We start from the raw sequence: 12,245 nt of genomic DNA, 5'->3' as shown, positions 1-12,245 counted from the left end.
CCCACGAAAACGTCAACTCTGCCAAGCCTCACCACGCGGTGCTGTCTGACGCGGTGCTGACGCGCCGCTGTGTGACGGGTCGCCACGGCGTCCGGCCTGCGCGATGTCCGCGTACGACGGTGTCCGGCCCCGCGGGGTCCTGCCCGCGCGGATGTCAGCCACCGCGTCCAGGGCGGCGCCCAGCGCCCGCCGGTACAGCAGGGAGCCGAGGCTGACGCGGCGCACGCCGAGGTCGGCCAGGCGGGGGACGGCGGGACCGGCGGGCGAGTAGAGGACGTTGAGGGGCACGTTCAGGTGACGCACCAGGGCGGCGATCCGCCGGGGGTCGGTCAGGCCGGGCACGAACACGCCGTCGGCGCCCGCCTCCTGGTAGGCGTCGAGGCGGCGCAGGGTGTCCGTGCCGTCTCCCTCGCCGAGCCAGTGGGTGTCGGTGCGGGCGTTGACGAAGAGGCCCGGCGCGGCGGCCTTCACCGCGGCGATCTTCGCGGCGTGCCGCCGGACGGGGCCGAGACCGTCCTCCACGTTGATGCCGACGGCGCCGACGGCCGCCAGTTGCCGCGCGAACTCCCCCACGTCGTCGGGGTCGTCGCTGAAGCCGCCCTCGGCGTCGACCGACAGCAGGAACGGCTCACTGCCGAGGACGAGGGCGAGCCGGAGGGTCTCGTCGCGGGTGGCCGACGCGCCGTCGGGCAGTCCGGCGGCCGCGGCGACACCCAGGCTCGTCGTCGCGACGGCCGGGAAGCCCAGGGCGGCCAGCGCGACGGCCGAGGCGTGGTCCCAGGCGTTGGGCAGCAGCAGGGGCTCGTCGGCCCGGTGCAGGTCGGCGAACGCGGTCACGACAGGTCTCCGAGCGCGTCGGCGTAGTACGTGGATCCCGCGAGGTGCAGGGCCAGTTCGCGGAAGCTCCAGCCCTGCCCCGGCGAGTGGTCGAGTCGGTCGTCGCCGAGGGCGTCGAGGCGGTTGGCCCAGATGCGGGCGAGCCGGGTGAGCCGACTGCGGGCCTCGTCGAGATCCTGCCGGGTGAAGGGGGCGAGGTCCGCCTCGACCGTCATGGCGGACGCGTGCCAGTGGTCCGGCTGCGGCTCCTCGCCCGCCAGGCGGGCCTCCATCTCGGCCAGGTGGTCGACGAGGTGGTCGGCGACCCGGCGGATCGCCTTGTGCGGGGTGTACACACGGTCGTCGGCCGGTACCGGTCTGCCGTCCCAGTGCGTCCAGGTCGCGGCGAGGGCGAGAACGTGCTCGACCATCCCGACGACGGCCTGCGCGGGCGTTTCCTGCGCGCTGTCACTCATAACGCCACGCTAGGGGCCGGTCGTTTCGGCCCAGGCCGAAGCGTCGGTGCTGGGCCGAGCTCCGGCCTCCGGAAGGGGCCGGACACCGGCCTCCGGGGAAGGCAGGAGATGGTCCAGCGGAAGGCCGGCCGGCGTGTGCGGGCTGAGAGCACGGTCGTCGGGCGGCAGTTCCACGGGTTCTCCTTCGGCGTCGGCTCTGTTCCGCCGGCTTCCCACCGGCGGCTCATCGAGGATCTCTTCGGCGGCTCTTGCCCGGGGATCTCTTCCCCCCACCGGCCGGTCAGGCCTGGGGCGCCCCGGTTCCGGTCGGGACGCCCCAGGGTCTCAGCCCACCCGCACCAGCCGCTCGGGCACCAGGTGCCGGGCGACGAGTTCGTCGCGCACCAGGCCCGCGTACACGGTCGCGCCGTGCAGGGAGGTGTGGGTGTTGTCCTTCTTCTCGTCGCAGAGACAGATCGACTTGGAGCCTTCGACGCCGAGGGACTCCACCAGCGCCTTGGTCCTGGCCGTGAGGCCGACCAACGGTACGCCCTCCGCGGCCGCGACGGACCGGACGAAGGCGGGATGGTCCACGCCCGGCCCGTTGACCGGCAGCGCGGTGTCGTTGTTCAGGGTGCCGTCGTAGTTGGACCAGCGCCGCACGACGGGTGTCACCAGCACCGGTTCACCGCCCTTCTCCCGCACGCCCCCCACCAGCGTCTCCAGGTCGGCGCGGTAGGTCGCCTCGTCGGCCGTCTTGTCGTTGTGGACGAGCTGGATCGGAACCAGATCGCCGGGGCGGATCAACGGCTGTACGGTACCCCACAGTTGTGTGTTCCCCAGGTAACTGACAGTACTCTCATCGGAATCCGCTAAGACATCGTCACATTTGGGATGCTCGGCAGTCTGCGCTGTGTGGTGATGGTCGAGCGCATGGTTCCGGACGAGTTGTGGGAGTTGTTCCAGCGGGTGGTCCCACCTGCTCCGTCACGGCCGCAGGGCGGCGGCCGGCGCCGGTACGGGGATCGCGAGGTGCTGGCCGCGATCATCTTCGTGGCCACGACGGGCTGCACCTGGCGGCAGTTGCCGCCCGTCTTCGGCCCGTCGGGACCGACCGCGCACCGGCGTTCCACCGGCCGACCTCCAGCGGGTACCCCTCGGCTCCGTGCGATCCACCGGCCAGGACGATGTCGCCGGCCGCAGGTGTGCCGGTGCCCCCGGTCACGGCGTGGCCGGTGACCGACTGCAGGTCGTCGGCCAGGAGGTCGGCGGTGGTCTGCAGCGACGATGTCTTCACGATCACTCGTGAGGTGCCGGTGAAGTTGTAGCTGGCGGATCCGGCACCCCGCTGCTGGACGCCGGAACAGTGGCAGGCGGGGGGCCGCGGCGTGTGCCGTGGTGGGGACCACAGGCATGATCGCTCCACTGAGGCCGAACCGTGCGTCCCGGACGGGACACGGCGGGGAGGCCACGTCCGGGGTGCAGGTTCGAAGGCTGTGCACGTGCGGTGGGGAGGGGAGTGCGGCACCGCGCGGGAGAGGTGGTCCGCGGTTCCTGGGCATGGCGGGATCGCCCTTCGGCTCGGATGTCGGTGTGCGGTGTGCCGCGCCTGCGGGGCAGTGACGGCTGGTGCATGGCCCCGGTGCGACGGTGTCGTAGGCGAGCCGACGGCCTGCCGGGATCAGGCAGGGTCGACTGCCGTGCCCAGGAGGAGCTCCACGGCGGCTGCGGCACTCACGCGGGAGGCGCCGTTGGTGGCGATGTAGTGGTGGTGGGCCGGGGCGTGCGGGGCTCCCATCTCGATCAGGACGGCGTCCGGGTGGGCGGGAAGCAGCTGCGACAGCGTCGCCGTGATCCAGGGATGGCGGTGCGCGTCGCGTACGACGAGCACCGGCTGGTGGTCGGCGGAGGTCAGTATCGTGGGCGGGACTTCGTCCTCGGTCAGGCGCAGGACCCGCGTCGCGGGGATCTGCCGGGCCAGCAGCTGTCCGATCCCCCAGCCGATCTCGCCCACGACCTCGGACGTCGGCGGGCTGAGCTCGATGACCGCGGCCGGCCGGGTGAGCCGCACCGTGCCGGTGGCTGTGATGGCACGCCGGGCGGCGGCAAGGCCGATGGCCGGCTCTACAGGCCCGGGGGCTTGCGCGGTCGCCCACGCCGCGAGCCGGGCGACACGCTGTGCCGCTTCGTGCAGCCGCTGCTCCGGCAGCCGCCTGCCGATGACGGCGTCGGTCAAGGCAGCACGGATGCGACCGGTGCGTGAGTCGCCGTTGGCGACTCCGACGCACAGAGCGTCCGCACCTGCCGCGATCGCCCGCTCGGCGGTCTCCACCACGCCGTATCGCCCGTAGACGGCTTGCATCTCCAGTGAGTCGGTGATCACCACCCCGTCGTAACCGAGCTCCTGGCGCAGCAGTCCGGTCAGCACAGCCGGGTTGACGGTTGCCGGCAGGTCTCCGTAGGCATCGACGACGATGTGCGCGGTCATGATGCTGGCTGTGCCCGCCGCGATCGCGGCCCGAAAGGGCGGCAAGGCGTCGGCTTCGAAGGCGACTCGGTCCTGATGAATGCGCGGCAGCTCCAGGTGCGAGTCGGTGAGTGTGTTGCCGTGGCCGGGAAAGTGCTTGGCGCAGGCGGCGACCGTTCGGCTCTGCAGGCCGGTGACGAACGCGGCGGTGTGACGCGACACCAGATCGGGGTCGGCTCCGAAGGCCCGCGTGCCGATGACCGGGTTGCTGGCGGCGGTGTTGACGTCCGCGACGGGGGCGAGGTTCCAGTTCACGCCCACGTTGGCGAGTTCCGCACCGATCTGCTGGGCCACGGCCTGAGTGACGGAGGTGTCGTCGACGGCCCCCAGGGCCAGTCCGCCCGGCCAGCGACTGCCCTGGGCGATGTCCAGGCGGGTCACGTCCCCGCCCTCCTCATCGATGGCGATCAGCAACTGTGGGTTCTCTGACCGGAGCTGCGCGGTCAGCTGGGCCAGTTGTTCGCGGTCACGCACGTTGCGGTGATAGAGCACCACTCCCGCGAGTCCCTCGGCGATGCGCCGTCTCACCCAGTCGGGGGCAGTCAAGCCCTCGAAGCCCGGGAGTATGCAGGCCATGGCCAATTGGTCCGGTTTCATCCTTTAACAGCTCCTGCGGTCAGGCCTGCGGCGATCTTGCGTTGGATAGCGACGAAGAAGACGACAACAGGCAGGGCGGTCAGGGTCGACGCAGCCATCAGCGGTCCCCAGGCGGTGCCGTTTCGCGTCGTGAAGGCGGCCAGCCAGACGGTCAGGGTGCGGTTTTCGGGACTGGACAGGAGCACGTATGCCAGGAGGTACTCGTTCCACGCCTGAATGAACGCGAAGATCGACGTGGCGACCAGCCCGGGCGCGACGAGGGGAAAGATGATCCTGCGCAGGGCCCCGAACCGCGTGCAGCCGTCCATCATCGCCGCCTCTTCCAGTTCGGCCGGGATGTTGACGATGAACCCGCGCAGGGTCCAGATCGCGAACGGCAGCACGAACGTGAGGTAGGTGATGACCACGCCCGGCAGCTTGTTCGTCTGGCCGGCGTCGTTGAGCAGCAGGTAGATCGGGATGATCATCGCGGTCATCGGGATCATCTGCACGATCAGGAGCATCAGCAGGAACGCCTTGCGCCCGAAGAAGGAGAACCGGGCAACGGCGATGGCCGCGAAGAACGCGACGGCGAGCGAGATCGCCACGGTGGCGGTGACGATGATCGCGCTGTTGACCACGGCGTCGATGAAGTGGGGGCGGTGTATCGCGCTGGTGAAGTTGGCGAGCGTGGGCCGCTGCGGGATCCACTGCGGATCCACCGAGAGGATGTCGGTCCCCGACTTGAACGCCGTGGCGATCATCCAGTAGATGGGGAAGAACAACACCACCGCGACGACGATGGCACTGGTGTTCGCCAGTATCAGCCGCAGGCGCCGCCTGACACTGACGGGACGGTTGCTCATGTGACCTCTCCCGCTTGGGCCATGCGCCGTACGTAGACCATGCTCGCGCCCATCAGCATCAGCACCATGACCACGGCCATGGCAGCCCCGGTGCCGTAACTGCTGCTGCCGAAGGACTGGGTGTAGGAGTAGACCCCGAGCAGGTAGTAGCTCTGGCTGGGCTGGTTTCCGTTCATGACCCAGACCTGGTTGAAGACCTGGAAGTCCCAGATGACCGACAGCAGGGTCAGCAGGGTGAGGACAGGCCCGATGGCCGGAAGGGTCACGTTGCGGAATGCCTGCGGGCCGCTTGCGCCGTCGATGTGCGCCGCCTCGAGCAGCTCGGACGGGACCTGGCTGATCGCGGCATGCAAGGTGATGGTCACGAACGGCAGGGCGCCCCACACGACGACGGCGGTGATGACACCGAAGCCGGACCAGGGGTTGTCGAACCAGCTGTGGTGTCCCAGCCCGAACAGCTTGTTGACGATGCCGTACTGGTAGTCCACCAACCACAGCCAGACGGTGATGGCCACGATGCCGGGCGTGGCCCACACGAACACCAGCACCGTGGTCAGCACCAGCCGGGCCCAGTGACTGATGCGGTTCATCAGCTGCGCCAGCGCCAGCCCGATGCCGATGGTGAGCGCCACGTTCACCGTGGTGAACGCCACAGTGCGGAAGGTGACTTGCCAGAAGAAGGAATCCGATAGGATGGTCGAGTAGTTCTTGAAGCCGACCCATTGGCTCTCGCCCGTGAGCAGTTGCCGCAGTCCGTACTGCTGGAACGACACTTCCAGCAACCGCAGCAGCGGATAGCCGAGGATCAGCAGCATCACGGCCACCGCAGGCGCCATGAGCAGGTAGGGAAGTGCCTGTCCTCGGTGTCGCCGCTGGTCGGTGGAGTGCTGGGCTCGACGTTGGCGGGCGTTCACTGGCCCGAGTTGAGGGTTGTGCCGATCTCGTCACTGGCCTTGCGCGCGGCCTTCTGGATGTCCGCACCGTTCAGGATGTCGACCACCATGTTGGTGAGGACACCGCGCTGCTCCACCGATCCCCAGCCTTCGGCGACGGGCACGAACCAGCTCGACTTGGCCGACTCGGCGAACGGGCGGGCGTCCGCCGGGACCTCGCTGATCAGCGTGGTGCTGTTGGGCACCAGGTTCTTGCGTGCGATCTGCGTCTCGTTGGCGGTGTTGGTGAAGATCGCCATCCAGGCGCGGGCCAGGTCCTGGTTCTTGCCCTTGGCCGGCGCGGCCAGGTTCGAGCCGCCGATGAACGCCGGCATGGGCTGCCCCGCCTTGACGCCGGGCATCGGGAAGGCGCCCAGCTTGCCGGCCAGCTTCGGATTGCCGCCCTGTTCCGGGTCGGTGATGGCGTTCAGTTCACGGCCCAGGCCGTAGATCATGGCGGCGTTGCCCTGCGCGAACGTCTGGTCCTGGGTGCTGTCGTCACCGCGGCGGTCGGCCTTGGACAGCTTGATCACCAGCTCCTTGAACTTCGTCAGACCCGCGACGGCCTGCGGCGAGTCCAACGTGCCCTTCCACTTCCCCTCGGACTTCACCGCCACGTGGCCGCCGAAGTTCTCCACAAAGGCTCCGGGGCCGGCCCAGTTGTAGCGGCCGGGCATGTAGAACGCGGAGAAGTTCTGGTTCTTCGCGTTCGCTGCGGCCAGCTTCCGCCCGTCGGCGATCAGCTCGTCAATGGTCGACGGCAGCTTGGTGATTCCCGCCTTGGCGAACAGGTCCTTGTTGTAGATGACCGCGCGGCTGCCGCCGTAGTAGGGGACCCCGTACAGCTTGCCGTCGTAGGTCGCCGAGTCGGTGAGGGACTGCACCCAATGAGCCGAGTTCGGGAACTTCCGCTTGTGCGGGGTGAGATCCGCGAAAGCCCCTGCCGCCATGTAGCGGGCCATCTCGGTGTTCCCCAGCTCCACCACGTCGGGCGGGGTGGAGCCGGCCAGTGCGGTGTCCAGCTTCGTGAGGTGATCGGCCCAGGTCTGGGTTTCCACCTTCACACTGACGCCGTACTTCGCCTTGAACTCCTTGTTGGCCGCCGCCAGCATCTGCGGCCACGTCTGCGACGCCTCCGGCTGCAACCACACGGTGATCGACGAGGGCTTGGACGACGCCTCCTGCGAGCTGGAGCAGCCCGCTACGGCACCGGCCACCAGGCCCAGCACTGTGGCAACCGCGATCGCTCTGGATCTCTTGCTCATGAAAGTTCCTCCTGATGCGATGCCGACCCGTTTTCGGGTACGGCGAAGTACAGCTGTGGGACACAGGTGTTGTTTCCACCCAGAACCGGCTCGGGTGGTGATGTGCGGCGCTTACGCCGTCAGGACGGGCTGTCAGCCCGAGTCGTCAGTCCGCGGCACCGGGACCAAGGCGGCTTGACACCAACCGCGCGGCGCAGTCCCGGACGCCCACCGCGAGTGCGCCCGTCAGCACCGACGTGTCGCCCAGTGCGGAAATCTCCAGCCGAGGGGGATAGTGCACACGGTCACGCAGGTGGCTGCGGATGTCGTCCACCACGTCCTGGCAGCGCACACCGATGCCACCGCCCAGAACCACCAGCTCCACGTCGTTGATCCGCGCGATGGGAATGAGGTACTCCGCGATCCTGCGCGCCTCTTCACCGACCACGGCCTGCGCCGCGGCGTCTCCCGCCTCGGCTGCGGTGAAGATCTCCTCCGGCGAGGAAACGGCCAGGCCATGCCGTTGCGCTAAGGTCTGCAACGCGTGAGCCGCCGGGCTTTCGGTGTCCCCCGGCATGTCGACCTCGCCGGCCGCACCATGACGCCCTCGGTAGAGCTCCCCCCGCAGCACGAGTCCCGCGCCGACGCCCGTACCGATGGACAAGAACACGAAGTCGTCGCAGTCGGCCGCCAGACCCCGCCACTGTTCTCCGATCGCGGCGAGGTTCACGTCGTTCTCGACCCGGACGGGGTGGCCGAGCGACGCCTCCAGCGACTCCACGATCTGATAGCTCTCGACACGCTGGGGATTGAGCCGCCACACCCGGCCGTTGTCCGGGTTGACGACACCGGGGACACCGACGACTGCGGCCTCCAGTTGCATGGCGGCCACACCCGCCTTGTCCAGCAGTCGGTCACGCAGCTCGGCCGCGGCCTGCGGCAGTTCCGCCGAGTCCAGGCCTGCGTGACGGACAGCTTCCTGGGCACGGACCTCACCGTCGAGATCCACCAGTGCGCCCCGCAGATGCAGTCCGCCGACATCGAGGCCGAAGACGAAAGCGGCCTCGGGGATGGTCTCGAAGGTGTTTCCGCGCCGCCGCGGCCTGCCGTCGGCAGGCTCCACCTCCCGTACCAGCCCCACGTCCAGCAAGTCCTGCAGGACGTTCGACACAGTCGGCTTGGCCATGCCGGTCACACGCGCCACTTCGGCACGCGTTACCGGCCGAAGCCGGCGCACCGTCTCCAGCACCGTCTGGGCGTTCATCAGCCGCAGCAGCGGCGCACTCGCACTCTGTGTCACAACCTCACCGTAGTAATACTGAGTTACAACGACAAGAGGTGGCTCAAAAGTACCGCCTAGTAACTTCTGGCGGCGGTGAAGAAGACGATGCGAGAGCGGGCCGGACGGGCACGCCTGCCGACCGGCCGGGATGCCTCTACGTTCGCCGAAGTCGCCTCGGGCCGCGCCCGGCGGGGGTCCCAAGACCCGGCCGGCTTGATGTCGAACCGCTCCGGGTCTGACGATGTCGTGGCTTGGCGGCTGCCGCCGTTTGCACCGCCGCTACGAACGCAAGGCCGAGCACTTCCTCGCCTTCACCGCCATCGCCTGCAGCCTCATCTGCTACCACGGACTGACCAGATGAGACGACGGCTTAGGCGGCGGAGCAGCGGAGCAGTTGTCGATGCCGAACGGCCGGCCGGCGTCGTGGGCCTGGGCGGCCGGTACGGCCGTCATCACGAACGCGGAAAAGTCATGGGTGCGGGAATGAGGAGGTCAACGGGTTGGGGCTGGATGGACAGAGAGCGCTTTCACGGCCCTGGCCCCGCCCGAGGCGCCCGCCGGATCAGCCGCATCCCCCATGGTGGGCACTCTGTTCGCTTACCGGACACGCACGGTTGCCGCGCGCCCCTTCGACTAGCGTCGGGGCATGACCAGCACCGTCCCGTCCTCCCTCGCCGAGGCCGTCTCCGCCGGCCGCGCCGTCGTCCTCGACGGCGGCATGTCCAACCAGCTCGAGTCCGCCGGGCACGACCTGAGCGACGAGCTGTGGTCGGCGCGGCTGCTCGCCGAGCGTCCCGAAGCGGTGACCGAGGCGCACCTCGCCTACTTCCGCGCGGGCGCCGACGTCGCGATCACCGCGAGCTACCAGGCCACCTTCGAGGGGTTCGGGAAGCGCGGCATCGGGCGGGACAGGGCGGCCGAACTGCTCGCCCTCAGCGTGGAGTCGGCCCGTGAGGCGGCGCGGCGGGCGGACGCCGGGCGCCCGCTGTGGGTGGCGGCCTCGGTCGGCCCGTACGGCGCGATGCTCGCGGACGGCTCCGAGTACCGCGGCCGGTACGGGCTGAGCGTGGCCGAGCTGGAGGCGTTCCACCGCCCGCGCGTCGAGGTGCTGGCCGCGGCCGGTCCCGACGTGCTCGCGCTGGAGACGGTGCCGGACGCCGACGAGGCCGCGGCGCTGCTGCGGGCGGTGCGCGGGCTCGGGGTGCCGGTGTGGCTGTCGTACAGCGTGGACGGCGACCGCACCCGCGCCGGGCAGCCCTTGGCGGAGGCGTTCGCCCTCGCCGCCGACGCGGACGAGGTGATCGCGGTCGGCGTCAACTGCTGCGCCCCGCAGGACGTGGCCGCCGCCGTCGCCACGGCCGTCCGGGTCACCGGCAGGCCGGCCGTCGCCTACCCCAACAGCGGCGAGTCGTGGGACGCCGCGGCCCGCTCCTGGAAGGGCGACGCCACCTTCTCCGCCGACCAGGTGAGGGGCTGGCGGGAGGCCGGGGCGCGGCTCATCGGGGGGTGCTGCCGGGTGGGGCCGGAGGCGATCGCGGGCATGGCGGCAACGCTGCGGGCGGGCTGACGGGTCGCCGGTCACGATCACCGGTCCCGGTCCCGGTCCCGGTCCCGCTCCGCCGGTCACCGGTCCCGCTCTACCGGTCACCCGTCACGCTCCACCGGTCGCCGGTTCGGGGAATCCGTCACCGGGCGACGGTCACCGGCGGCGTGAGTCGCCGGCGGCGGCTTCGACCACCGCCCGAGCGCCCGACCCGCCCGACCGCCCCCGCATCAGCCCTCACGTCCGCCGGACGGTACCCGGCAGCCGCAGCCGTCGTACGGCCGACCGCGGCTCCGCGTCCCGGGCGGGCGAGCCGTCGGCGGAAGCCGCCGCCATCGCGGGAGCCCGTGACGGAGCACGCGAGGGACCGTCCGCGGAGCCGGTCCACAGGGCCAGCGCCGCGTCGCGCGGGCCGTACGCGGTGCGCGGCTCACCCGCGCCGAAGACCCGCACCGGGTGGGAGGCGTCCCAGGGCTGCCAGCCCGGGTCGCCGTCGGTCACGAAACGCACCCAGGCCCCGTGCATCGCGTCGGCGAGATCCTGCGGCGCGCCCTCGCCCGCCAGCCTGGCCGACTCGGGCACGTGGCCGGTGTCGAAGACGAAGCCGAGTTCCAGCGCATGGCAGGCGCCCAGGCCCGGCAGCAGCGAGGGCCAGGCGAACTCGTAGAGGTACGACGCGCCCGTCCGGGAGTCGGCCAGCCGCTGCAGCGGGCCGCGGAGCAGGTGGTCGGTGACCATCTGGCCGACGATCTCGGCGGCGCCGGCGTCCGGGTACAGGGCCCGGTAGCCGCGGGGCACCTCGGCGCCGCAGCGGCAGCGGGCCATCGCGCCGGCCAGGGCGACCGCGCCGAGCCGGTCGACGCGTTCCAGCAGCCCGCCGGGCACCAGCCACAGCCGGTACTCGTCGCTCGTCCAGCCCATCAGGAGTTCGACGCCCGCCGCCGCCTCGCCGGCCGCAAGCGCCTGAAGGGGGTCGCGGGGAACGACGTCACCGTCGACGACGACGCCGAAGGCGGGGCCGCCGAGCACCGGGCCGCTGAGCCGGCCCACCTCGGCCTGGGTGCGCAGCAGCAACTCGCGGTCGACCTCGGCGAAGGCGGCCGCGGTGGCCGGGACCCGCAACCGGGTCGCCATGCGGCGCACCATCCGCCGCACCTTGTCCCGGTCGGAGGTCTCCGGCGGGCCGCTCTGCAGCACGGCGCGCCGCACGAGCCCCTGTGCCTGCGGGGCGGCGAGCAGGGCCCCGGCGCTGATCGCCCCGGCCGACTGTCCGGCCAGGGTGATGCGGGCGGGGTCGCCGCCGAAGGCCCCGATCGACTCGTGCACCCACTTCAGCGCGGCGAGCTGGTCGCACAGGCCGGGGTTGGCGGGGGTGTCCGGGAAGAGGCCGTAGCCCTCGACGCCCAGCCGGTAGTTGACCGAGACGCAGACCACGCCGTCGCGCGCGAAGGTGCGGCCGTCGTAGACCGGCACGGCGGAGGATCCCCTGGTCAGGGCGCCGCCGTGCAGCCACACCAGCACCGGAAGCCGTGCGCCGGGGCCCGGCTCGGGGGTCCAGACGTTCAGGTTCAGGCAGTCGTCGCCGGGCACGACCGGGTCGGACAGGTACTTCTGGAAGGCCTCGGAGTACGGCGGTTTCGGCGGCGTCGGCCCGAAGCCGCCGGCGTCCCGCACGCCCTCCCAGGGTTCGGGCGGCACCGGTGGCCGGAACCGGCGCGGCCCGAACGGGGGCGCTGCGTACGGGATGCCCCGGAACACCGCGATCCCGTGCTCGAAGCGGCCTCGCACGGCTCCGTACGGCGTGCTCACCACGGGGCCCTCGGGGATCTCCACGGAGTCCAGGGGGCCCACGGGGTCCACGGGGTCTGTCTGGTCTGCCGTCATCGCGCCACCAGCCTCCTCACCGCGCCACTGCACCGCGCACAACCAGAGCACCACACCCGCGCCCGGTATTCCGGCCGGAGCGGGACATGCCCGTGTTCGAGGCTCCGAATGTCACTTCGG

10 protein-coding genes and 3 pseudogenes are annotated in these 12,245 nt (G+C 70.8%); 3 read left to right on the top strand and 10 right to left on the bottom strand.

Annotated features, from left to right (window positions below):
- Positions 1–12: 12 nt before the first annotated feature.
- The 3 genes and pseudogenes from VKA29_RS17880 to VKA29_RS17870 form a co-directional block, all read right to left on the bottom strand.
- Positions 13–837, bottom strand: a complete 825-nt coding sequence (locus tag VKA29_RS17880) for an isocitrate lyase/phosphoenolpyruvate mutase family protein (RefSeq protein ID WP_324786831.1) — start codon at positions 835–837, stop codon at positions 13–15.
- On the bottom strand, positions 834–1,292 hold the full coding sequence (locus tag VKA29_RS17875) for a hypothetical protein (protein WP_324786830.1): 459 nt from the start codon (positions 1,290–1,292) through the stop codon (positions 834–836). The genes VKA29_RS17880 and VKA29_RS17875 overlap by 4 nt, the downstream gene beginning before the upstream one ends.
- 324 nt (positions 1,293–1,616) lie before the next feature.
- Positions 1,617–2,144 (bottom strand): annotated as a pseudogene (locus VKA29_RS17870) (carbohydrate esterase); the annotation flags it as partial.
- 48 nt (positions 2,145–2,192) lie between these two features.
- Between VKA29_RS17870 and VKA29_RS17865 the strand changes: the two are divergent.
- Positions 2,193–2,405 (top strand): annotated as a pseudogene (locus tag VKA29_RS17865) (transposase); the annotation flags it as partial.
- Here VKA29_RS17865 and VKA29_RS37020 read toward each other — a convergent pair.
- The 6 genes from VKA29_RS37020 to VKA29_RS17840 form a co-directional block, all read right to left on the bottom strand.
- The gene (locus VKA29_RS37020) at positions 2,317–2,568 is read right to left on the bottom strand and encodes a hypothetical protein (protein ID WP_420718515.1); all 252 of its coding nucleotides are present in this window, start codon (positions 2,566–2,568) and stop codon (positions 2,317–2,319) included. The pseudogene VKA29_RS17865 and the gene VKA29_RS37020 sit on opposite strands and share 89 nt — an antisense overlap.
- Positions 2,569–2,952: 384 nt before the next feature.
- A complete protein-coding gene (locus VKA29_RS17860; RefSeq protein ID WP_324786829.1) occupies positions 2,953–4,374 on the bottom strand; it encodes a glycoside hydrolase family 3 protein in 1,422 nt (473 codons plus the stop codon).
- Between the two features lie 17 nt (positions 4,375–4,391).
- A complete protein-coding gene (locus tag VKA29_RS17855) occupies positions 4,392–5,240 on the bottom strand; it encodes a carbohydrate ABC transporter permease (protein WP_324786828.1) in 849 nt (282 codons plus the stop codon).
- Positions 5,237–6,076 (bottom strand): sugar ABC transporter permease, encoded by an 840-nt coding sequence (locus VKA29_RS17850; protein ID WP_324786827.1) that lies wholly within the window; start codon positions 6,074–6,076, stop codon positions 5,237–5,239. Before VKA29_RS17850 ends, VKA29_RS17855 begins: the two co-directional genes overlap by 4 nt.
- Before the next feature lie 74 nt (positions 6,077–6,150).
- Complete coding sequence (locus tag VKA29_RS17845) at positions 6,151–7,437, bottom strand: extracellular solute-binding protein (protein ID WP_324786826.1); 1,287 nt, start codon at positions 7,435–7,437, stop codon at positions 6,151–6,153.
- 145 nt (positions 7,438–7,582) lie between these two features.
- The gene (locus VKA29_RS17840; RefSeq protein ID WP_324786825.1) at positions 7,583–8,716 is read right to left on the bottom strand and encodes an ROK family transcriptional regulator; all 1,134 of its coding nucleotides are present in this window, start codon (positions 8,714–8,716) and stop codon (positions 7,583–7,585) included.
- A 220-nt stretch (positions 8,717–8,936) separates the two neighbouring features.
- On the opposite strand from VKA29_RS17840, the pseudogene VKA29_RS17835 reads away from it, so the two are divergent.
- Together VKA29_RS17835 and mmuM are read left to right on the top strand one after the other, a co-directional pair.
- Positions 8,937–9,059 (top strand): annotated as a pseudogene (locus VKA29_RS17835) (IS5/IS1182 family transposase); the annotation flags it as partial.
- Between the two features lie 285 nt (positions 9,060–9,344).
- On the top strand, positions 9,345–10,265 hold the full coding sequence (gene mmuM, locus VKA29_RS17830; protein ID WP_324786824.1) for a homocysteine S-methyltransferase: 921 nt from the start codon (positions 9,345–9,347) through the stop codon (positions 10,263–10,265).
- Positions 10,266–10,478: 213 nt separating this feature from the next.
- Here mmuM and VKA29_RS17825 read toward each other — a convergent pair whose 3' ends face one another.
- A complete protein-coding gene (locus VKA29_RS17825) occupies positions 10,479–12,053 on the bottom strand; it encodes a carboxylesterase/lipase family protein (protein ID WP_324786990.1) in 1,575 nt (524 codons plus the stop codon).
- Between the last annotated feature and the right edge of the window lie 192 nt (positions 12,054–12,245).

The sequence above is a fragment of the Streptomyces sp. H51 genome, from assembly GCF_035656535.1.
Taxonomy (GTDB): Bacteria; Actinomycetota; Actinomycetes; order Streptomycetales; family Streptomycetaceae; genus Streptomyces.
This window is presented reverse-complemented; position numbering and strand designations above follow the sequence as displayed.